This is a genomic window from Streptomyces sp. NPDC020917 (assembly GCF_044333795.1).
GTDB lineage: Bacteria > Actinomycetota > Actinomycetes > Streptomycetales > Streptomycetaceae > Actinacidiphila.
The window spans coordinates 277,708-299,260 of record NZ_JBIRRR010000001.1 but is presented as its reverse complement, the minus strand read 5'-3'; the positions used below and the strand labels follow the sequence as shown (position 1 = coordinate 299,260).

Annotated in this window: 14 protein-coding genes and 3 tRNA genes; 9 read left to right on the top strand and 8 right to left on the bottom strand. The window is 73.2% G+C overall.

Annotated features, from left to right (window positions below; genetic code table 11):
- The first annotated feature begins 178 nt into the window (after positions 1–178).
- Entirely contained in the window at positions 179–1,129 is a 951-nt protein-coding gene (locus tag ACH4TG_RS01230; RefSeq protein ID WP_398239550.1) for an esterase/lipase family protein, read from the top strand.
- A 208-nt stretch (positions 1,130–1,337) separates the two neighbouring features.
- Here the strand turns inward: ACH4TG_RS01230 and ACH4TG_RS01225 are convergent.
- The 3 genes from ACH4TG_RS01225 to ACH4TG_RS01215 form a co-directional block, all read right to left on the bottom strand.
- Positions 1,338–1,411 (bottom strand) — tRNA-Ile (locus ACH4TG_RS01225).
- Positions 1,412–1,621: 210 nt separating this feature from the next.
- Positions 1,622–1,694 (bottom strand) — tRNA-Asn (locus tag ACH4TG_RS01220).
- 5 nt (positions 1,695–1,699) lie between these two features.
- Positions 1,700–1,772: transfer RNA gene (locus ACH4TG_RS01215), tRNA-Asn, on the bottom strand.
- Positions 1,773–1,948: 176 nt separating this feature from the next.
- On the opposite strand from ACH4TG_RS01215, the gene ACH4TG_RS01210 reads away from it, so the two are divergent.
- From ACH4TG_RS01210 to ACH4TG_RS01190, 5 genes are all read left to right on the top strand, one after another.
- Positions 1,949–2,245, top strand: a complete 297-nt coding sequence (locus ACH4TG_RS01210) for a YtxH domain-containing protein (protein ID WP_398239549.1) — start codon at positions 1,949–1,951, stop codon at positions 2,243–2,245.
- 20 nt (positions 2,246–2,265) lie between these two features.
- Positions 2,266–3,717 (top strand): FGGY family carbohydrate kinase, encoded by a 1,452-nt coding sequence (locus tag ACH4TG_RS01205; RefSeq protein WP_398239547.1) that lies wholly within the window; start codon positions 2,266–2,268, stop codon positions 3,715–3,717.
- A 324-nt stretch (positions 3,718–4,041) separates the two neighbouring features.
- Positions 4,042–5,778: an ABC transporter ATP-binding protein gene (locus ACH4TG_RS01200; protein ID WP_398239545.1), complete on the top strand. Its 1,737-nt coding sequence runs from the start codon at positions 4,042–4,044 to the stop codon at positions 5,776–5,778.
- A gap of 47 nt (positions 5,779–5,825) precedes the next feature.
- Positions 5,826–7,742 (top strand): ABC transporter ATP-binding protein, encoded by a 1,917-nt coding sequence (locus ACH4TG_RS01195; protein WP_398240441.1) that lies wholly within the window; start codon positions 5,826–5,828, stop codon positions 7,740–7,742.
- A gap of 136 nt (positions 7,743–7,878) precedes the next feature.
- A complete protein-coding gene (locus ACH4TG_RS01190; protein ID WP_398239543.1) occupies positions 7,879–9,696 on the top strand; it encodes a phosphatidylglycerol lysyltransferase domain-containing protein in 1,818 nt (605 codons plus the stop codon).
- Positions 9,697–9,818: 122 nt separating this feature from the next.
- On the opposite strand, the gene ACH4TG_RS01185 is transcribed toward ACH4TG_RS01190, so the two are convergent.
- A complete protein-coding gene (locus ACH4TG_RS01185) occupies positions 9,819–11,261 on the bottom strand; it encodes a cation:dicarboxylate symporter family transporter (protein ID WP_398239541.1) in 1,443 nt (480 codons plus the stop codon).
- A gap of 235 nt (positions 11,262–11,496) precedes the next feature.
- Between ACH4TG_RS01185 and ACH4TG_RS01180 the strand changes: the two genes are divergently transcribed.
- Both ACH4TG_RS01180 and ACH4TG_RS01175 read left to right on the top strand, forming a co-directional pair.
- Positions 11,497–13,134: an ATP-binding protein gene (locus tag ACH4TG_RS01180; RefSeq protein ID WP_398239539.1), complete on the top strand. Its 1,638-nt coding sequence runs from the start codon at positions 11,497–11,499 to the stop codon at positions 13,132–13,134.
- Positions 13,131–13,811, top strand: coding sequence for a response regulator (locus ACH4TG_RS01175; RefSeq protein ID WP_398239537.1), 681 nt, complete (start codon positions 13,131–13,133; stop codon positions 13,809–13,811). The genes ACH4TG_RS01180 and ACH4TG_RS01175 overlap by 4 nt, the downstream gene beginning before the upstream one ends.
- A 75-nt stretch (positions 13,812–13,886) precedes the next feature.
- Here ACH4TG_RS01175 and ACH4TG_RS01170 read toward each other — a convergent pair whose 3' ends face one another.
- Together ACH4TG_RS01170 and dnaG are read right to left on the bottom strand one after the other, a co-directional pair.
- Positions 13,887–15,041, bottom strand: a complete 1,155-nt coding sequence (locus ACH4TG_RS01170; protein ID WP_398239535.1) for an RNA polymerase sigma factor — start codon at positions 15,039–15,041, stop codon at positions 13,887–13,889.
- A gap of 498 nt (positions 15,042–15,539) precedes the next feature.
- Positions 15,540–17,453, bottom strand: a complete 1,914-nt coding sequence (gene dnaG / locus ACH4TG_RS01165; protein ID WP_398239534.1) for a DNA primase — start codon at positions 17,451–17,453, stop codon at positions 15,540–15,542.
- Positions 17,454–17,575: 122 nt separating this feature from the next.
- Here dnaG and ACH4TG_RS01160 point away from each other — a divergent pair, with 122 nt between their 5' ends.
- Positions 17,576–19,510 (top strand): glycoside hydrolase family 9 protein, encoded by a 1,935-nt coding sequence (locus ACH4TG_RS01160; RefSeq protein ID WP_398239532.1) that lies wholly within the window; start codon positions 17,576–17,578, stop codon positions 19,508–19,510.
- Positions 19,511–19,628: 118 nt separating this feature from the next.
- Here the strand turns inward: ACH4TG_RS01160 and ACH4TG_RS01155 are convergent, their stop codons facing one another.
- Positions 19,629–20,072 (bottom strand): GNAT family N-acetyltransferase, encoded by a 444-nt coding sequence (locus tag ACH4TG_RS01155; protein ID WP_398239531.1) that lies wholly within the window; start codon positions 20,070–20,072, stop codon positions 19,629–19,631.
- A gap of 17 nt (positions 20,073–20,089) precedes the next feature.
- Positions 20,090–21,352: an NAD(P)/FAD-dependent oxidoreductase gene (locus ACH4TG_RS01150; RefSeq protein WP_398239529.1), complete on the bottom strand. Its 1,263-nt coding sequence runs from the start codon at positions 21,350–21,352 to the stop codon at positions 20,090–20,092.
- Between the last annotated feature and the right edge of the window lie 201 nt (positions 21,353–21,553).

Below are 21,553 nucleotides of genomic sequence, written 5' to 3'. Positions count from 1 at the left end.
TCCTGTCTTGCGGGTGACAGTTCCGCCTTTGCCCGCGACGCGGTTCCTGGCATCTTCCGACGGGCTTTTCCCGGACGCGGAAACCCCCGTTGACCGCCCTCCGCGCACTTCCTAGCATCGCGCCGCTCACTGCCCGGAATTCTTCCGCCATTTCCAGCGCAAGGGACGGTACCGGAGCATGAAACGGACCTTTCTCCGCATAGCCGCGGCGGCCGCGGCGGCGCTCGGGCTCGCCCTGGGTGTCACCCAGGGCGCGTCCGCGGCCCCCTGGCCGCTGCCGGTCGACTACCACTTCAGCAGCGGCTTCATCGGCGGCTTCCTGCTGCCGACCGTCGCCCCGCCGGGCGCGAACGACTCGTCGTGCCGGCCGAGTTCGGCCCACCCGTACCCGGTGGTGCTGGTGCACGGCACCTTCGAGAACCAGAGGGACAACTGGGGCGGCGCCTCGCCGCTGCTGGCGAACAACGGCTACTGCGTCTTCGCGTTCAGCTACGGCGGCCCGTCCGCCGGTTCGCCGATCCAGGGCACCGGGCCGATCGAGTCCGGCGCGGCCAGGCTGTCGTCGTTCGTGGACCAGGTGCTGGCCGCCACCGGCAGCGCCAAGGTCGACCTGGTCGGCCACTCCCAGGGCGGCATGATGCCGCGCTACTACCTGAAGTACCTGGGCGGCGCGGCGAAGACCGACCGGCTGGTGGCGCTGTCGCCCAGCAACAACGGCACGACGCTCGACGGGATCACCGAGTTCGGCCGCCAGCTGGGCCTGCTGGAACCGGCGAACCAGTTCGTGGTCGGCCCGGCCTGCGCGGCCTGCGTGGAGCAGGAGATCGGCTCGGACTTCCTGACCGGGCTCAACGCCGGCGGCGAGACCGTGCCGGGCGTCGGCTACACCGTCATCACCACGACCGGGGACGAGGTGGTCACTCCGTACACCAACGCGTTCCTGCCGGCGGCGCCGAACGTCACGAACATCACCGTGCAGGACCAGTGCCCGCTGGACGCCAGCGACCACCTGGAGATCGCCTACGACCCGATCGCGCTGACCGACGTGCTCAACGCGCTGGACCCGGCGCACCCGCGGCCCGTCCCGTGCCAGGTGGTGCTGCCGGTCACCGGACCCCTCGTGGGCTGACCCGGTCCGGCCGGCTCCGCCGGGTCCCCGCGGCCCCGCCGCGGCGCCAGGGCGAGGAGACCCCGAACGGCCGAACCCGCGGCGCCGCGCCGGCACGCGAAAAGTTCGGAGCCCCCGGCCATCGAAAAGCCGGGGGCTCCGCCATGCGTGGCATCATCGCGGCCGTTCGCGCCGGGGACCCCGGCGAACACCGAACGGGAGTGCACAGTGGGGCGGGTGGGACTCGAACCCACGACCGGCGGATTATGAGTCCGCTGCTCTAACCGGCTGAGCTACCGCCCCGTACGGCGCGCCGCGCGCATCGTCTGCCGCAGCATAGCTGCTCATACGATGTGTCGCCCGCACGGGTCACAGACACGCCATCAGGTGGACTCGCCGGCGCGGTCGCCTGGTTCCCGGCGGCCGGGAAAACCACGGGAACCGGTGACGCACCCGCGAACCCCCCGGGACCGCACATGAAAAAGGACCCCGGTGGGGGTCCCGTTTCCAGCGCTCCCCCGACTGGACTCGAACCAGTAACCTGCCGGTTAACAGCCGGCTGCTCTGCCAATTGAGCTACGGAGGACCGAGCTCCCCCGACTGGACTCGAACCAGTAACCTGCCGGTTAACAGCCGGCTGCTCTGCCAATTGAGCTACGGAGGATCGCTCTGCGTGCGCCGAATGCACCCGCCGGGATGGTCCCGGAGGGCGCGCTCTCGGTGCGACACATACATTAGCGCAAGTGGGGGGGTGCTCCGCCAACCACTTGCCCCGGGGTTGCCACCCGGGTGCGCAGGGTAGGCGCCGAACAGCCCCGAGGGACGAAGAAGGGTGGAGCCATGCTGTACCGGCTGACGTTCATCACCGGAGCCGCGATCGGCTACGTGCTCGGCGCACGCGCCGGGCGCGAGCGGTACGAGCAGCTGCGCGCCCAGGCGCAGAAGCTCGCCCAGAACCCCGCCGTGCGCAACACCGCCGAGGCCGCGGTGCTGCAGGGACGGCAGGCCGCCGCCAAGACCGCGGACAAGGTCTCCGCGACCGTCGGCGACCACCTCCCCGACTCCCTCGCGCAGAAGGTGCGCTCGCTGCGCAACGGCAGCGCGCCGGAGGACGACTGGGGCACTTCCAACACCTGAGATACGGCATCATCGGCGGCATGGGGAAAGTCGCCGGTATAGAGAGCTCGACCACGCACACCACGATCGTGGTGTGCGACAGCGAGACCGGGGCGGTGGTCCGGCAGGGCCAGGCGCCGCATCCGCTGGAGGACGGCGGGAAGCCGACCGAGATCGACCCGCAGGCGTGGCTGCTCTCGCTCGGCGAGGCGGCCTCCGGCGGGGTGCTGGAGGGTGTCCAGGCCATCGGCATCGCCGGGCAGCAGCAGGGGCTGCTCGCCCTGGACGCCGGCGGGGTCACCGTCCGGCCCGCACTGCTGCGCGGTGACCAGCGCGCCCAGGTGCAGGCCGCCGACCTCGCCGAGGAGCTGGGCGGGCCCAGCGGCTGGGCGGAGGCGGTCGGCGCCGTCCCGCAGGCCGCGTACCCGGTGGCCAAGCTGCGCTGGCTGGCCCAGCACGAGCCGGCCGCGGCCAAGCGCGTCGCCCAGGTGCTGCTCCCCCACGACTGGCTGGTCTGGCAGCTGCTGGGCCAGCCCGCCCGGCGCACCACCGACCGCGGCGACGCCTCCGGCACCGGGTACTGGTCGGCGGCGACCGGCGAGTACCGCCCCGACCTCGTCGAGCTGGCGCTCGGCCACCAGGTCCAGCTGCCCGACGTGCTGGCCCCCGCGGAGCCCGCCGGGCAGACCCCGGAGGGCCTGCTGATCTCGGCCGGCACCGGCGACACCATGGCCGCCGCGCTGGGGCTCGGGCTCGGCCCGGGCGACGCGGTGGTCTCGCTGGGCACGGCCGGCAGCGTCTTCGCGGTGCACCACGAGGCGCTCAAGGACCCCACCGGGACGATCACCGGGTACGCCGACGCCACCGGCCGGCACCTGCCGCTGCTCCAGGTGCGCAACGCGGTCCGGGCGCTGCGCGGCACCGCGGACCTGCTGGGCACCGACCTCGCCGGGCTCTCCGAGCTGGCGCTGAAGTCGACGCCGGGCTCGTACGGGCTGGTGCTGCTCCCCTATCTGGAGGGCGAGCGGACGCCGGACCTGCCGCACACCGCCGGCACCCTGGCCGGGCTGCGGCGCGACTCGATGAAGCCGGAGCACCTGGCGCGGGCGGCGTTCGAGGGCATGCTGTGCGGGCTGGCGGACGCGCTGGACGTGCTGCGCACCAAGGGCGTGCAGGTGCACCGGGTGTTCCTGCTGGGGGCGGCGGCCGAACTGCCCGCGGTGCAGGCCATCGCGCCGGCGCTGTTCAACACCCTCGTGGTGGTCCCGCCGGCCGCGGAGTACGCGGCGCTGGGCGCGGCCCGGCAGGCGGCGTGGTCGCTGGGCACGATGCTGGGGTCGCAGCCGCAGCACGAGCCGCCGCAGTGGCAGCAGGCCGCGGCCCGGCTGCTGGACCCGGGGGACGAGGCGGCGGTCGGCTCGGCGGTGCGCCAGCAGTACCGGGCGGTCCGCGAGAACACCCACCCGGGGGCGTTCGACACGCTGCACGCCTGACGCCGGGGACCGGGCGCGCCGGAGTCACGGGCACGCGGAACTGCCGGCCCCTGTGAGGGGCGACACGCGGACGTGCGGGCCGGCTGTGAGGAACGACACGCGGGCCGGCCTGGGCGCGCCGCGTTCGGTCAGCGTTGCGTCAAGTCGTGCCGGGAAAATCCCATGCGTCGCCCCGGTAACGGAAGATAGGGTTGCCCGCCGGCCGATACGGCGGGCTGTCCTCGCGCACCCCCCGGCTCAACCCCGTCCGGGCCGGGTGCGTCCTTCCGGGATGCCAGCGTCCACGCCCGAACTGGCTCGCCGCCCGACACCGAGGTAACCAGTGTGCTGATCCGACTCCTGCGGTCCCACCTCGGACCGTACAAACGCCCCATCGGGCTGCTCGTGGTGCTGCAGCTCGTGTCGACGATCGCGGCCCTCTTCCTGCCGACCCTCAACGCCGACATCATCGACAACGGCGTCGTCAAGGGCGACACCGGCTACATCCTGGGCATGGGCGCCACCATGATCGGGGTGACGGTCGCCCAGGTGCTGTGCTCGATCGGCGCGGTCTACTTCGGCGCGAGGACCGCCATGGCCGTCGGCCGCGACATCCGCGCGTCGGTCTTCGACCGGGTGCAGAGCTTCTCGGCCCGCGAAGTCGGCCACTTCGGCGCCCCCTCGCTGATCACCCGCACCACCAACGACGTCCAGCAGGTGCAGATGCTGGTGCTGATGACCTTCACGCTGATGGTCTCGGCGCCGATCATGTGCGTCGGCGGCATCATCATGGCGCTGGGCCAGGACGTGCCGCTGTCCTCGCTGCTGCTGGCCGTGGTCCCGGTGCTGGGCATCGCGGTCAGCCTGATCGTGCGGAAGATGCGGCCGCTGTTCCGCACGATGCAGAAGCGGGTCGACACCGTCAACCGGGTGCTGCGCGAGCAGATCACCGGGATCCGGGTGATCCGCGCCTTCGTCAAGGACGGCTACGAGCAGGAGCGGTTCGGCGAGGCCAACGACGAGGTGACCGCGGTGTCGCTGGCCACCGGCCGGCTGATGGCGCTGATGTTCCCGACCGTCATGGCCATCGTGAACACCTCCAGCGTGGCGGTGCTCTGGTTCGGCGCGCACCGCATCGACAGCGGCGGGATGCAGGTCGGTGCGCTGACCGCGTTCCTCAGCTATCTGATGCAGATCCTGATGTCGGTGATGATGGCCACCTTCATGTTCATGATGGTGCCGCGCGCCGAGGTGTGCGCCGAGCGCATCCAGGAGGTGCTGTCCACCGACTCCAGCGTCGTCCCGCCGGCCACGCCGGTCACCGAGCTGCAGCGGCACGGCGAACTGGAGCTGTTCAGCGTGGACTTCGCCTACCCGGGCGCGGAGGCGGCGGTGCTGCGCGGCATCGACCTGCTCGCCCGGCCGGGCGAGACGACCGCGGTGATCGGGTCCACCGGCAGCGGCAAGTCCACGCTCCTCGGGCTGGTCCCGCGGCTGTACGACGCGACCGGCGGCCAGGTGCTGATCGACGGCGAGGACGTCGTCGACCTCGATCCGGCGCTGCTCGCCGAGACGGTGGGCCTGGTGCCGCAGAAGCCGTACCTGTTCTCCGGCACGGTGGCCTCCAACCTGCGGTACGGCAAGCCCGACGCCACCGAGGAGGAGTTGTGGCACGCGCTGGAGGTGGCGCAGGCCAAGGAGTTCGTGGAGAAGCTGGAGGGCGGCCTCGACGCGCCCATCGCGCAGGGCGGCAGCAACGTCTCCGGCGGCCAGCGGCAGCGTCTGGCCATCGCCCGGGTGCTGGTGCGCCGCCCGGAGATCTACCTGTTCGACGACTCCTTCTCCGCGCTGGACTACGCCACCGACGCGGCGCTGCGCCGCGCGCTGGCCCAGGAGACCGCAGACGCGACCGTGGTGATCGTCGCCCAGCGGGTGTCGACCATCCGCGACGCCGACCGGATCGTGGTCCTGGACGAGGGCCGGGTCGTCGGCAGCGGCACCCACGCCGAGCTGATGGCGGCCAACGAGACCTACCGGGAGATCGTCCTGTCCCAGCTGACCGAGCAGGAGGCCGCCGCATGAGCAGCGGGGACCCGAAGAAGGCCGCGGCGCGCCGCGGACCGGCGCCGATGGGCGGCCCGGCACGCTTCATGGGCGGCGGTCCGATCGAGCGGTCGATGGACTTCAAGGGGTCGCTGAAGCGGCTCGTCGGCCTGATGCGCCCGGACCGCGCCCTGATGTACACGGTGCTGGCGCTGGGCACCCTCAGCGTGGCGCTGACCGTGACCGGCCCGCGCATCCTCGGCCACGCCACCGACCTGATCTTCGCGGGCGTGATCGGCCGGCAGATGCACGGCACCTCCAAGGAGCAGGCGCTGGACTACCTGCGGGAGCACGGCAAGGGCGGGGTCGCCGACATGCTGTCGGGCATCCACTTCACCCCCGGCCAGGGCATGGACTTCGGCGCCATCGGCCGGGTGCTGCTGCTGGCGCTCGCCGTGTACCTGGTGGCCGCGCTGCTGAGCGTGCTGCAGATGCGCACCGCGACGAAGGTCATCAACCGCGCCGTGTACCGGCTGCGCAAGGACGTCGAGGACAAGCTGTCCCGGCTGCCGCTGTCGTACTTCGACCAGCAGCCGCGCGGCGAGGTGCTCAGCCGCGCCACCAACGACATCGACAACATCGGCCAGACGATGCAGCAGACCATGGGTCAGCTGATCAACTCGGTGCTGACCATCGTCGGCGTGCTGGCCATGATGTTCTGGATCTCCTGGCTGCTGGCGGTGGTCGCGCTGGTGACCGTGCCGCTGACGCTGGTGGTGGCGACCCGGGTCGGCAAGCGGGCGCAGCCGCAGTTCGTGCAGCAGTGGAAGACCACGGGCACGCTCAACGCGCACATCGAGGAGATGTACACCGGGCACTCCCTGGTGAAGGTGTTCGGCCGGGCCAAGGAGTCCGCGGAGACCTTCCAGCAGGAGAACGAGGAGCTGTTCAAGTCCGGGTTCCGCGCCCAGTTCATCTCCGGCACCATCCAGCCGCTGATGATGTTCATCGGCAACCTGCAGTACGTGCTGATCGCGGTGGTCGGCGGTCTGCGGGTGGCGTCCGGCGCGCTGTCGATCGGCGACGTGCAGGCGTTCATCCAGTACTCGCGGCAGTTCAGCCAGCCGCTGACGCAGGTCGCCAGCATGTCCAACCTCATCCAGTCCGGAGTCGCCTCGGCCGAGCGGGTCTTCGAACTGCTCGACGCAGGCGAGCAGTCGGCGGACCCGGCGAAGCCGGCCCGGCCGCTGGAACTGCACGGCCGGGTGGCGCTGGAGGACGTCAGCTTCCGCTACCAGCCGGAGAAGCCGCTCATCGAGGGCCTGTCGCTGGCCGTCGAGCCGGGCAACACGGTCGCCATCGTCGGCCCGACCGGTGCGGGCAAGACCACCCTGGTGAACCTGCTGATGCGGTTCTACGAGGTGGACGGCGGCCGGATCACCCTGGACGGCACCGACGTCGCGACGATGTCCCGCGAGGAGCTGCGCTCGGCGATCGGCATGGTGCTGCAGGACACCTGGCTGTTCGGCGGGACCATCGCCGACAACATCGGGTACGGCAGCACGAAGGCCACCCGGGAGCAGATCGAGGCGGCGGCCCGGGCCGCGCACGCGGACCGCTTCATCCGCACCCTGCCCGACGGCTACGACACGGTGATCGACGACGAGGGCACCGGGGTCAGCGCCGGCGAGAAGCAGCTGATCACCATCGCCCGGGCGTTCCTGTCCGACCCGGTGATCCTGGTCCTGGACGAGGCGACCAGCTCGGTGGACACCAGGACCGAGGTGCTGATCCAGCGGGCCATGGCCAAGCTCAGCCACGGGCGGACCAGCTTCGTCATCGCGCACCGGCTGTCGACGATCCGCGACGCCGACGTCATCCTGGTCATGGAGTCCGGGTCGATCGTCGAACAGGGCACACACGACGAGCTGCTGGCCGCCGAGGGCGCCTACGCCCGGCTGTACGCGGCTCAGTTCGCCCAAGCGGTGGCCGAGGTCGACTGATCCGGGGACGGCAGATGAACAGCCTGCCGCGCGGGGTTGCGGGGGCGCAGGGCGTTGGTAGCCTGTGCCCTCGTTCCCGTTCGGGCGGTCAGGGCTCCGGGAACGATTCAGGGCTGTCGCCCGGGAGGCGAACAACATGAGCAGTGCCGTCAGCGCGCCCCCGCGCGCCACGGGCCAGGCCACCGCACACGGCACCGCCGCCACCTCGTCGGCCCCGCACCCGCAGGGGCCCGCGGGGAAGTGCGTGCGCGGCGGGGGCGCGCTGTCACGGCGCAGCGCCCGGGTGCCGATCTGGTACCTGCGGGTGATCGCGCTGCTCAACCTGGCCACGGCGGTGTCCCTGAGCGTCCGCCACGAGATCTCGCACCACAACACCGGCGAGCTGTTCACTCCGTTCATGCTCTTCGCGGGCTTCGGCTCGGCGGCGGCAGCGGCGTTCATGTCCGTCGTGCTGGCCCGCCACAAGCGCATGGCGTGGCTGGTGTTCATGGTGCTGTGCGGCGGGTACGCGGTGCTGTCGGTGTGGGCGCTGTGCTACGACGACCTGCGCCGGCACCCGTTCAACTGGGTCTCCACCGCGATCACCCTGACCGTGCTGGTGTTCGCCGCGCTGGGCCGGCGGGAGTTCTTCGGCAAGGGCGACCGCACCAACCCGCAGCTGGCGCTGGCCGTGCTCGGCGTGGGCGCGCTGCTGTCGGTGCTGGTGGGCACCACGCTGGTGACCGCAGTCGGCCCGGACGGCGCGAGCGTCGGGGACCGCGTCTGGTACGTGGCGCTGCGGCTGGCCACGCTGAGCCGTGACGACGACATCGCCCCCAATCTGCACGTCAACCCGCTGGTCAACGCGGGCATCAACCTCGCGGGCCTGGTGCTGCTGCTGGCCGTGCTCTACGCGCTGTTCCGCTCGCCGCGCGGCCAGGAGTGGCAGAGCCGGGACGACGAGGACCGGCTGCGGGTGCTGCTGGAGCGGCACGGCTGCCGGGACTCGCTGGGCTACTTCGCGCTGCGCCGCGACAAGTCGGTGGTGTTCTCCCCCAGCGGCAAGGCCGCCGTGACCTACCGCGTGGTCGGCGGGGTGGCGCTGGCCGCCGGCGACCCGATCGGCGACGTCGAGGCGTGGCCGGGCGCGATCGACGCCTGGCTGGCGACGGCCCGCGACCACGCCTGGATCCCCGCGGTGATGGGCGCCAGCGAGGAGGGCGGCACCGTCTACGCCCGGCACGGCCTGGACGCCCTGGAGCTGGGCGACGAGGCGATCGTGGAGACCGAGGAGTTCAGCCTGGACGGCCGGGCGATGCGCGGGGTGCGCCAGGCGTACAACCGGGTCCGGCGCGCCGGCTACACCACCCGCATCCGGCGGCACCGCGACATCCCCGGCGACGAGATGGCGGCGCTGATCGAGGCGGCCGACCGCTGGCGGGACGGCCAGACCGAGCGCGGCTTCTCCATGGCGCTGGGCCGGCTCGGCGACCCGGCGGACGGCGCCTGCGTGATGATCGAGTGCCGTGACGCGGACGGCGAGCTGCGCGCCCTGCTCAGCTTCGTGCCGTGGGGCGGGGAGGGCCTGTCGCTGGACCTGATGCGCCGCGACCGCGACAGCGAGAACGGCCTGATGGAATTCATGGTCCTGGACCTGATCGAGCGGTCCCGCGAGGTCGGGGTGGAGCGGCTGTCGCTGAACTTCGCCATGTTCCGCTCGGTGTTCGAGGACGGCGCCCGGCTCGGCGCCGGGCCGGTGCTGCGGATGTGGCGGTCCGCGCTGATGTTCTTCTCGCGCTGGTGGCAGCTGGAGTCGCTGTACCGGGCGAACGCGAAGTACCGGCCCATCTGGGAGCCGCGGTTCCTGCTGTTCGCCAAGAGCGCGCACCTGCCGCGGATCGGTCTGGCGAGCGCCCGCGCCGAGGGCTTCATCGTCGCCCCCCGTCCGCTGGCGAGGCTGCGCCGCGGGGCGTGACGCGAAGTCCCGCCACCCGTACGGCGGCCGGCCCGTTCCCCCGGGGGGAACGGGCCGGCCGCCGTTGGGAGCCGCTGTCGCGACGGGCCCCACCGGATCCGGTGAGGTGACGCCCCGACGGGTCAGCCGGCCGCCGGCTGCGCGGGCAGGGCGGGCTCCGCTTCGGACGGGCCCGGGGACGCCGGCTCGGGTGCCGGCTCCTTCCCCGGGTCCGCCTGCTCGCCGGCCGCGTCCGCGTCGGCGAGGACCGCGTCGTCGAACGGGAGCCGGCCGGCGAGCACCTCGGCGGCCCGGGCCCGGTCGAACTCGCCGGTCCAGGTCCCGATCAGGACCGTGGCGACCGCGTTGCCGGCGAAGTTGGTGACGGCGCGGGCCTCGCTCATGAAGCGGTCGATGCCGACGATCAGGCCGATGCCGTCGACCAGGACCGGCTTGTGCGACTGCAGTCCGGTGGCCAGCGACGCCAGGCCCGAACCGGACACCCCGGCCGCGCCCTTGGAGGCGATCATCATGAACAGCAGCAGCGACACCTGCTCGCCGAAGCCCAGCGGGATGTGCGTCGCGTCGGCGATGAACAGCGAGGCCATGGTCAGGTAGATCATCGTGCCGTCGAGGTTGAAGGAGTAGCCCGTCGGCACGGTGATGCCGACCACCGGGCGGCTGACCCCGAGGTGCTCCATCTTGGCCATCAGCAGCGGCAGTGCGGACTCCGACGACGAGGTCGACACGATCAGCAGGAACTCCCGTGCCAGGTAGCGCAGCAGCGCGAAGAGGCTGACGCCGGTGCACAGCCGCAGCACCAGCCCCAGCACCACGACCACGAAGAGCAGGCAGGACGCGTAGAAGCCGAGCATGATCGTGGCCAGCGCCTTCAGCGCGTCCACGCCGGCCGAGCCGACGACCGCGGCGAGCGCGCCGAAGGCACCGAGCGGCGCCGCCCACATGATCATGGACAGCACCTTGAACACCAGCTTCTGCAGGTGCCCGATGCCGCGCAGCACCGGCGCGCCGGCCGGGCCCATGGCCTGCAGCGCGAAGCCGGTGAGCAGCGCGACCAGCAGCGTCTGCAGCACCTGCCCCTCGGTGAACGCCGAGACGAAGCTGGTGGGGATGATGCCGAGCACGAAGTCCACGCCCTCGGCGGGGGCGTTGGCCGCCTGGGCATGGCCGGCTCCGGCGAGCGCCTTGGTCAGGTGCAGGCCGCTGCCGGGGTGCAGGATGTTGCCGACGGCCAGGCCGATGCCCAGCGCGACGAACGACATGACGACGAAGTAGCCGAGGGCGAGGCCGCCGACCCGGCCGACCTTCGTGGCGTTGCGGACCGAGCCGATGCCCAGCACCAGGGTGCAGAAGATCACCGGCGAGATCATCATCTTGATCAGGTTGACGAATCCGGTGCCGAGCGGTTTGAGGCTGGTGGCGGTGTCCGGGGCGACGAGCCCCAGGACCGCGCCCGCGACGGCGGCGACGATCACGGCCAGGTAGAGGTCGTGGGTGGCTCCACGGCGGCGGCTCGGACCGGCGGCCCCCGCCGCCGAACGGACCGGGGCTGGCTGGGCGGGCATGCGGCTCCCTCGGTGGGCCGGGCGCCGTCCCTGGCGCCCGGACGTGGACAGGTCCCGGTGACTATGCGCGCACGACGTGAGCCAGGTCACGTTTGCGTTCATTGAGTTCGCGGACGCGCGCTGTCCCGTGCCGCACTGGTACGCCCTCCGGCGCGGGCCCGGACCTGCGGGCCCTGCCCGCCTTGTCACGTATCGGCTCTCGGACCCGCCCGCGGCGGTGTGCACACTGGTGGGCATGCTCCGCCCGATACGCGCTCGCCGCAGCCCGTCCCGACCGCGCAGCCTGGCCGGCCAGCTCTTCGCGATGCAGGTCGTGATCGTGGCCGCCGTGGTCGCGGGGTGCGCGGTGCTCGCCTACGTCGACACCCGCGGCCGGGCGGAGGACGCGGCACGCCACCGGGTGGTCTCGACCGCGATGGCGATCGCCGACTCCCCTCAGGTGCGGCGCGCGGCGGTGTCCCCCGACCCGTCGCCTGCGCTGCAGCCCTACGCCCGGCAGGTGGTCGAGGACGCCGGCGTGGACTTCGTGACGATCATGGACCCGCACGGCATCCGCTGGACCCACCCCGACCCCACCCTGATCGGCCAGCCCTTCCTCGGGCACATCGCCCCCGCGCTGCGCGGCCAGACCTTCACCGAGACCTACACCGGCACCCTCGGCCCGTCGGTGCGGGTGGTCACGCCGATCCGGGACGGGACGCGGATCGTCGGGCTGGTGAGCGTCGGCATCGAGGTCGGGCGGATCAGCCGCCAGGTCCGCGGGCAGCTCGCCGTGCTGCTCACCGTCGCCTCCGCGGCGCTGGCGCTCGGCGGCCTGGGCACGTACGTGGTCAACCGGCGGCTGCGCCGGCACACCCACGGCATGACCGCGGCCGGGCTCAGCGGGATGTACGACTACCACCAGGCGACGCTGCACGCGCTGCGCGAGGGCCTGGTGCTGCTGGACTCCGCCCGCCGGGTGGTGCTGTGCAACGACGCGGCCCGCGACCTGCTGGGCCTGACCGGGGACGTGGTGGGCCGGTCCTGCGCGGACCTGGGGCTGCCGCCGTCGCTGACCGGCGCGCTGCTGTCCTCCGAGCCGCGGGTCGACGAGGTGCACCTGACCGCCGAGCGGGTGGTGGTCGTCAACACCTCGCCGGTGCACGGCGGGGAGCACCGCGGCACCGTGGTCACCCTGCGGGACCGCACCGATCTGCAGGCGCTGACCGGGGAGCTGGACTCGGTGCGCGGCTTCGCCGAGGCGCTGCGCTCGCAGGCGCACGAGGCGTCCAACCGGCTGCACACCGTGGTGTCGCTGATCGAACTGGGCCGCACCGAGGAGGCGGTGGACTTCGCCACCGCCGAACTTCAACTGGCCCAGGCGCTCACCGACCAGGTCGTCACGGCCGTGGCGGAACCGGTGCTGGCCGCGCTGCTGCTGGGCAAGGCGGCGGAGGCGCACGAGCGCGGGGTGGAGCTGACCGTGACCGGGGACAGCCGGATCGACGACGGGGTGCTGCCGCCGGGGCTCGCCGCCCGCGACCTGGTCACCGTGCTCGGCAACCTGCTGGACAACGCGGTCGACGCGGCGATCGAGGGCTCGGGCCCCGGCCGGCCGCGGCCCGCGGTGACCGTGACAGCCCGCGCGCAGGACGGCGAACTGCTGCTCCGGGTCGCCGACTCGGGCCGGGGCGTCGACCCGGAGACGATCAGCGAGGTCTTCCGCCGCGGCTGGACCACCAAGAGCGAGGGCCGCGGCCTGGGCCTGGCCCTGGTGGAGCAGGCGGCCCGGCGCGGCGGCGGCACGGTGGAGCTGCGCAGGGCCGGCGCCGGCGGCGCCGAGTTCACGGTGCGGCTGCCACTGCGGCCGGCCGGGCAGGAGGCGCACGCGTGATCCGGGTGCTGGTGGTGGAGGACGATCCGGTGGCGGCCGACGCCCACCGGATGTACGTGGAGCGGGTGCCGGGGTTCGAGGTGGCGGGCGTGGTCGCCACCGCCACGGCCGCGCTGCGGCTGATGGAGCGGCGCCCGGTGGACCTGGTGCTGCTCGATCTGCACCTGCCCGACGGCCACGGGCTGCGGATGGTCGGCCGGATGCGGGCGGCCGGGCTGACCGCCGACGTCATCGCGGTGACCTCGGCGCGCGACCTGGAGGTGGTCCGGCAGGCGGTGTCGATGGGCGTGGTGCAGTACCTGCTGAAGCCGTTCACCTTCCCCTCGCTGCGTGACCGGCTGGAGCGGTGGTCCCGGTACCGCAGCGAGCTGTCCGGCGGCGAGGCGTCCGGCCAGGACGAGGTGGACCGGGCGCTGTCCGCGCTGCGCAGCCCGGAGGGCGCGGCGCTGCCCAAGGGCCTGAGCGCCCCGACGCTCGCGGCGGTGACCGCGGCCCTGCGCGCGGCCGCGGCGGAGGGCCTGACGGCGACGGCGGCGGCCCGGGACGCGGGCGTCTCGCGGATCACCGCCCGCCGCTACCTGGAGCACCTGGTGGACACCGAACGTGCGGTGCGCACCCCGCAGTACGGGCAGGTGGGCCGCCCGGAGCTGTGCTACCGCTGGTCCGCGCAGGGCTGACCGGACGCCCGGCCGCACGGCCCCCGCTCAACGGAGCGAGCGGGACGCCCGGCCCGGCGGAACGGGCCGGGGCGGTCAGTCGAGGTAGCCGCGCAACTGGTCGGCGAAGGCGTGGTCGCGGAGCTTGCCGAGGGTCTTGGACTCGATCTGGCGGATCCGCTCGCGGGTGACGCCGAAGATGCGGCCGATCTCCTCCAGGGTGCGCGGGCGGCCGTCGACCAGCCCGTAGCGCAGCTGCACCACCTTGCGCTCCCGCTCGCCCAGGGTGGACAGCACCGCCTCCAGGTGCTCGCGCAGCAGCAGGAACGCGGCCGACTCCACCGGCGAGGCGGCGTCCCCGTCCTCGATCAGGTCGCCGAGCGCGACGTCCTCCTCCTCGCCGACCGGGGCGTGCAGCGACACCGGTTCCTGCGCCAGCCGCAGCACCTCGCAGACCCGCTCCTCGGTCAGGTCGAGCTGGACCGCGACCTCCTCGGTGCTGGGCTCGTAGCCGCGCTCCTGCAGCAGCCGCCGCTGCACCCGCACCACGCGGTTGATCAGCTCGACGACGTGCACCGGCACGCGGATGGTGCGGGCCTGGTCGGCCAGGGCCCGCGACATCGCCTGGCGGATCCACCAGGTCGCGTAGGTGGAGAACTTGTAGCCGCGGGCGTAGTCGAACTTCTCCACCGCGCGGATCAGGCCCAGGTTGCCCTCCTGGACCAGGTCGAGCATGGTCAGGCCGCGTCCGATGTATCGTTTCGCCACCGAGACCACCAGCCGCAGGTTCGCCTCGATGAGCCGGCGCTTGGCCATCCGGCCGATGACCACCAGCCGGTCCAGGTCGGAGGCGAGCTGCGAGTCGAGTTCGGGGAACGCGGCGAGCCGCTCCTCGGCGAACAGCCCGGCCTCCACCTTGCGGGCCAGGTCCACCTCCTCGGCCGCCGTCAGCAGCGGGATGCGGCCGATCTCGCGCAGGTACTGGCGGAACAGGTCGGCGGACGGGCCGACCGCCTCCTCGCGCGGCCGCCGCCGCTCCTCGTCGGCCACCGGTGCCGGTTCGGGTTCTGGCGGGTCCGGCTCGAACCCGGCCTCGTCGGGCCCGCCCTGCGCCGGGTCCTCGGGGCCGCGCTGCTCCGGCACCCGCGCCAGGCCCGGCGGCCCGTCCTCGGCAGGCCCGGAGGGCGGCTCGGACGCCCCGGGGAACAGCGGGAGTTCGGGAAGGATCGGGGTCTGCGTTTGCGTCTGCACGGAAGCGACCTCCGCGGTGAGCGCGACGTTGGGCTCTCGAAGGGCTCCTGACGGCCTCCGGGGCCGTCACCCAGTGTGGCCCACGACACAGCCCCGCTACGAGGGTCGTGCGGCGGCTTTTTCGCTTTTCGTGACGCTTCGCGTTCGCATCGCTACCCCGGCCTGCGCAATCGTCCCTCCGGGTCGGATCTCCGGGGTGCCCCCGAGGCACGTCGCCGGGTGCGGCAACTGTCCCGGCTGAGCGCGCAGTTCCCCGCGCCCCTCTGAGGGCACCCGCCCCGTCGGATCTCCGGGGTGCCCCCGAGGCACGTTGCCGGGCGCGGCAACTGTCCCGGCCGAGCACGCAGTTCCCCGCGCCCCTGGGGCTGCACCCGCCCCCGCCGGATCTCCGGGGGTGCCCCCGAGGCGCATCGCCGAGTGCGGCAACTGTCCCGGCTGAGCGCGCAGTTCCCCGCGCCCCCGAGGCGGCGCCCGGCCCGCTGGCTCCTGCGGACGGTGCTACAGACCGGCCGCGCCCTGTACCCGCAGCCGCTGCCCGTACTGCTGGAGCGCCCACAACTCGCCCTGCGCCGAGCTGGCTTCGGGGGCGTCGCCGGGTACGCCCTGGGCGGCCAGGCGGGCGATGGACGCCTGCACCTGGGCGACCCGCCGCTTCACCGCGTTCATCCGGACGTCGACCAGCACCTGGCCCGCGTAGATCTCCGGGACCTTGTGCATCACCGGCTCCACGGCCAGTTCGGTGACCATCATGCGCACCGCGTCGTCGGGCGCCAGCTCGCGCACCCGCGCCAGGTAGTCCTGCCCGGCCAGCTCCACCCCGCCGGCCGCGGCGATCGCCCGGCGCACCGCGACGTAGGGCGGGCCGGTGAACTCGTCCTCGCCGTAGGCGTCGAAGGCCGGCGAGACCAGCTGCGGGTACTGCAGGGCGAGCTTGAGCAGCTCGCGCTCCACCCGGTGCGCGGGGCTGCGCAGGTCCAGCCGCGGGCCGCGCGCTTGCGGGGGCGCGGCGGGCTGCTGCCCGTACGCGCCGCGGTCCGGGCGCGAGCGCTCGGCAGGGGCGGGCGCGCCGGCCGCGCGGGCCCGGGACAGCGCCCGCACCCGGCGGATGATCGACTGCTCCTCGGACTGGCTGGCGATGCCGGCCATGCCGATCAGCCGGATCGCGTAACGGTCGCGCAGCGCCTGGTTCTTGATCGCCGCGACCACCGGCACGGCGGCGTCCACCGCGGCCACCCGGCCCTCGTCGGTGTCCAGGTTGTAGCGGCCGACGATCGAGCGCAGCGCGAACGCGAACAGCGGGGTGCGCCCGTCGATCAGCCGCTGCACGGCCGCGTCGCCCTCGGCCAGCCGCAGCTCGCACGGGTCCATGCCGCCCGGGGTGATCGCGATCGACGTCTCGGCGGCGAACTTCTGGTCGTCCTCGAACGCCCGCAGCGCCGCCTTCTGCCCGGCCTCGTCGCCGTCGAAGGTGAACACCACCTCCGCGCCGGCGTTGTCCATCAGCAGCCGGCGCAGGATCTTGATGTGGTCGCCGCCGAACGAGGTGCCGCAGGTGGCGATGGCGGTGGTCACGCCGGCCAGATGGCAGGCCATCACGTCGGTGTAGCCCTCGACGACGACCGCGCGGCCGGTCCTGGCGATCTCCTTCTTCGCCAGGTCGATGCCGTACAGCACCTGCGACTTGCGGTAGAGCGGGGTCTCCGCGGTGTTGAGGTACTTCGGGCCGTTGTCGTCGTCGCGCAGCTTGCGCGCGCCGAACCCGACCACCTCGCCGGTGATGTCCCGGATCGGCCAGATCAGCCGGCCGCGGAACCGGTCGATGGCGCCGCCGCGGCGGCTCTCGGAGGCCAGTCCGGCGAGGATGAGCTCCTTGTCGGAGAACCCCTTGCCGCGCAGGTACCGCACCAGGTGGTCCCAGCCGGCCGGCGCGTAGCCGACGCCGAAGTGCTCGGCCGCCGAACGGTCGAAGCCGCGCTGGGCCAGGAACACCCGGCCGATCTCGGCCTCGGCGCCGCCGAGTTGCTCGAGGTAGAACTGCGCGGCCGCCTTGTGCGCCTCGACCAGCCGGATCCGCTCGCCCTGCTGGCGGCCGGGGATGTGGCTGCCCTCTTCGTACCGGAGGGTGATCCCGGCCTGGCCGGCCAGCCGCTCGACCGCCTCGGTGAAGGACAGGTGGTCGAGCTTCATCACGAACGCCAGGGTGTCGCCGCCCTCGCCGCAGCCGAAGCAGTGGAAGAGGCCCTTGGACGGGCTGACCTGGAAGGACGGGGACTTCTCGTCGTGGAAGGGGCAGAGGCCCTTGAGGTTGCCGCCGCCGGCGTTGCGCAGTTGCAGGTACTCGGAGACGACAGCGTCGATCGGGACAGCGTCCCGTACCGCTTTCACGTCCTCGTCCCTGATCCTGCCGGCCACGCAGGAATTCTACGACCCGGTCCGGCGGCGTCCGGGACATTGACCGGAGCATGATCACAGGACTAGCGTTCCGTCATTCGTTAGGAACGTTTCCTAACCTCGATGCGAGGAGACGCAGCCGCATGTCCTCCAGCAGCACCCGCACCTCGGGACCCCGCCGCGGCACGGCACTCGCCAGGGCCGCCGTCACCGGCCTCACCACGACCGCGGTGCTGGCGGCCGTGGCCCTGGCCGGCGGTACAGGCACCGCGCAGGCCGCCACCACCGGCCTGGTCCGGGTCAACCAGATCGGCTACACCGGCTCCGGCGCCAAGGAGGCCTTCCTGCTCACCAAGGCGGCCGTCACGGGTGCCTCCTGGAAGCTGCTGGACAGCGCGGGCGCCACCGCCGCGTCCGGCACCACCGGCACCAGCCTGGGCAGCTGGAACTCCGCCTACCCCGCGGTCTACCTGATCGACTTCACCTCGGTGAAGACCGGCGGCCGCTACCACCTGGTGGTCAGCGGCGCGGCCAGCGGCACGTCCACCACCTTCACCATCGGCAGCGCCTCCGCGGTGTTCAGCAAGCCCGCGGCGGACGCCACCGCCTTCTTCCAGGCCCAGCGCGACGGCGCGGACACCGTCCCCGGGCAGCTGGGCCGCAAGCCGTCGCACCTCAACGACACCAGGGCCACCGTCTACGCCTGGCCGTCGTTCACCTCCAGCGACGGCGACACCATCGCGTCCGCCCCCACCCGGATCGGCGGCACCGTGGACGTCTCCGGCGGCTGGTTCGACGCCGGCGACTACCTGAAGTTCACCGAGACCACGTCCTACGCCGTCGCCGCCCTGGAGATCGCCGCCCGCGAGAAGGGCGCGAGCGCGCCCGCGGCACTCGGCGCGGAGGCCCAGCACGGCCTGGACTGGCTGGGCAGGATGTGGGACGGGACGACGAAGACGCTCTACATCCAGGTCGGCCTCGGGTCCGGGACGGACAGCGGCAGCGTCGTCGGCGACCACGACGTGTGGCGGCTGCCGGAGCAGGACGACACCGACTCCGCCCACCCGTTCCTGAAGAACCGGCCGGTCTTCCGGGCCGGCGCGCCCGGCGCGAAGGTCAGCCCCAACCAGGCCGGCCGGCTCGCCGCCGACTTCGCCCTGGCCGCCCAGCGGTACGCGGCGACCGACACCGCCAGGGCCAAGGCGTACCTCGACACCGCGGCGCAGATCTACGGGCTGGCGGACACCAGGCCCGGCACCCTGGTGACCACCGTCCCGTACGCGTACTACCCGGAGACCACCTGGAAGGACGACCTTACCTTCGGCGGCGCCGAACTGGCCCTGGCCGCTCAGAAGTTGGGCGACTCCCGGGCCGGGACCTGGCTGTCCCAGGCCGCCACCTGGGCCAAGGGGCACCAGAGCGAGGCGGACGCGGACACCCTCAACATGTACGACACCAGCGCGCTCGCCGACCTGGACCTGGCCCGCGCGATCCGGGCGGCGGGCAGCCCGTCCGGCCTCGCCGTCGGCTACGACGACCTGATCGGGTACGTGAAGGGGCAGATCGCCACCGGGCAGGCCCGGGCCAAGGCCGACCCCTTCCACGCGGGCGCGGTCTACGACGACTTCGACGCGGACTCCCACACGATGGGACTCGCCGCGACCGTGCGGCTGTACCGGAACGTCACCGGCGACACCGGTGCCAACCGGTTCGGCGTGCAGCAGCTCGACTGGCTGCTCGGCGCCAACGCCTGGGGCACGTCCTTCATGGTCGGGGAGGGCGCGAGCTTCCCGAAGTGCACCGCGGGCCAGCTCGGCAACCTCGCGGGCAGCCTGGACGGCTCCGCGCCGCTGGAGGTCGGGGCGATCGTCAACGGGCCCAACGGCTCGGGCCAGTTCACCGGCGGGCTCGGCGACTACCTCGACGGGATGCGCACCTGCCCGGCGAGCGGCGACCCGTACGCCGCCTTCACCGGGCACGGCAGCCGGTACGCCGACGACGTGCGCTCCTGGCAGAGCTCGGAGCCTGCGCTGGACATGGACGCCTCGGGACTGCTGGCGATCTCCCTCTCCAGCTGACCGGGACGGGACGCGGCGGCCGCCGGGCGGCGATCACCCCCGGCGGCCCCCGGCCCCGGCCCTCCGGGGCCGGGGGCCGGGGCCGGGGGCCGGGGCCGCGGGCCGCGGGCCAATACAGCTAGCGGTCCAGGTCCTTGGTGACGAACATGTGGTGCGGGCCGCTCGGCGACAGCACGAACTCCGCGCCGACCCGGGTGAACCCGAAGTGCTCGTAGAAGCCGGCGGCCGAGGTGCGGCCGTTGCACCAGGCCAGCTCCGCGCCGCGGGCGGCGCACTCGCGCAGCCCGGCCAGCAGCGCCGCCGCGCCGAAACCGCGGCCGCGGACCTGCGGCGCGCTGCCCATCCCGCGGAAGCGGTAGGCGAGCGCTTCCTCGCCCGGGACCGGGTCGGGGAAGAAGGTGACGCAGCCGCGCACCGCGCCCTCGTCGTCGTACGCGGCGACGTGGAAGACGTCGCCGCGCGCGTCCTCCGGGTACTCGGCGGACGCGCGCGGCATCCCGGTGCGCAGCACCGCCCAGCGCAGCGCGAATATCTCGTCCAGGGGCACGACGGCGGTACGCATGGGCGGATCCTTCCTGGTCAGTCCAGGAAGGAGGTTAGCGGCACGCTCGGGTCGGACAGCGCGTCGGGGTCCACCTGCCGGCCGGACCGGATCAGCTGCTGGATCGGGTCGGTGACGTCCCACACGTTGACGTTCATCCCGGCCAGCACCCGCCCCTCGCGCAGCCAGAACGCGATGAACTGCCGCTTGCCCACGTCGCCGCGGGCCACCACCTGGTCGTAGGTGCCCGGCGCGGCGTGGCCGGAGTACTCCATGCCCAGGTCGTACTGGTCGGAGAAGAAGTACGGGATCCGGTCGTACGACACCGGGCGGCCCAGCATCGCGCGGGCCGCGGCCGGCCCGCCGTTCAGCGCGTTCGCCCAGTGCTCCACCCGCAGCCGGGTGCCCAGCAGCGGGTGCTCGGCGTTGGCGACGTCGCCCGCGGCGAAGATGTCGGGGTCGGAGGTGCGCAGCGAGGCGTCCACCGCGATGCCGCCGCCCTGCTCGCGGCCGGCCATCGTCAGCCCGGCGGTCTCGGCGAGCGCGGTGCGCGGCGCGGCGCCGATCGCGGCCAGCACGTCGTGGGCCGGGTGCTCCTCGCCGTCGTCGGTGAGCACCGACAGCACCACGCCGTCCTGGCCGGTGATCCCGGTGAGCCGGGAGCCGAACCGGAAGCGCACGCCGTGCTCGGCGTGCAGGTCGGCGAACACCTCGCCCAGCTCGGGGCCCAGCACGCCGTGCAGCGGCGTCGGCTCCGGCTCGACCACGGTCACCTCGGCGCCGTAGCCGCGCGCCGCGGCCGCGACCTCCAGGCCGATCCAGCCGGCGCCGGCGATGACCAGGTGGCCGTTCTCCCGTCCCAGGCTGGTCAGGACGTTCTTGAGGCGCTCGGCGTGGGCGAGCCTGCGCAGGTGGTGCACGCCGACCAGGTCGGTGCCGGGGATGTCGAGGCGGCGCGGCTCGGAACCGGTGGCCAGCAGCAGCTTGTCGTACTGCAGGGTGGTGCCGTCGCCCAGGCGCACGGTGCGGGCGACCCGGTCCAGGTGCACCACCGGCTGGCCGAGGTGGAGTTCGATGTCGTGCTCGGCGTACCAGGCGGTCTGCTGGACGAAGACGGAGTCGCGCTCGGCGCCGCCGGTCAGGAAGCCCTTGGACAGGGGTGGGCGTTCGTAGGGGTGGTCGCGCTCGTCGCCGATCAGTATCACCCGGCCGGTGAATCCCTCGGAGCGCAGCGTCTCGGCGGCTTTCGCCCCGGCCAGCCCTGCTCCGATGATCACGAAGGTCTGGTGCGCGTCCACCACAGTGTGCCTCCCCGGCGGGTCATTGGGTGCCTTGAGCGTCCCGCACGGCGCCCGCCACCGGAAGAGCGCCGCGCCGTTTTCGCCTGTCCGCGCCCTTCCCGCTCCCCCGCGGCGCCCGGGGACCGCCCGCCGCCGGGACGCCCGGCACCGGGGACTCCTCGCCGCCGGGACGCCCGGCGCCGGGGACTCCTCGCCGCCGGG

Coding starts and splice junctions, on each gene's coding strand:
- ACH4TG_RS01230 (WP_398239550.1), top strand. CDS start 179: ATGAAACGGACCTTTCTCCGCATAGCCGCGGCGGCCGCGGCGGCGCTC.
- ACH4TG_RS01210 (WP_398239549.1), top strand. CDS start 1,949: ATGCTGTACCGGCTGACGTTCATCACCGGAGCCGCGATCGGCTACGTG.
- ACH4TG_RS01205 (WP_398239547.1), top strand. CDS start 2,266: ATGGGGAAAGTCGCCGGTATAGAGAGCTCGACCACGCACACCACGATC.
- ACH4TG_RS01195 (WP_398240441.1), top strand. CDS start 5,826: ATGGGCGGCCCGGCACGCTTCATGGGCGGCGGTCCGATCGAGCGGTCG.
- ACH4TG_RS01190 (WP_398239543.1), top strand. CDS start 7,879: ATGAGCAGTGCCGTCAGCGCGCCCCCGCGCGCCACGGGCCAGGCCACC.
- ACH4TG_RS01185 (WP_398239541.1), bottom strand. CDS start 11,261: ATGCCCGCCCAGCCAGCCCCGGTCCGTTCGGCGGCGGGGGCCGCCGGT.
- ACH4TG_RS01180 (WP_398239539.1), top strand. CDS start 11,497: ATGCTCCGCCCGATACGCGCTCGCCGCAGCCCGTCCCGACCGCGCAGC.
- ACH4TG_RS01160 (WP_398239532.1), top strand. CDS start 17,576: ATGTCCTCCAGCAGCACCCGCACCTCGGGACCCCGCCGCGGCACGGCA.
- ACH4TG_RS01155 (WP_398239531.1), bottom strand. CDS start 20,072: ATGCGTACCGCCGTCGTGCCCCTGGACGAGATATTCGCGCTGCGCTGG.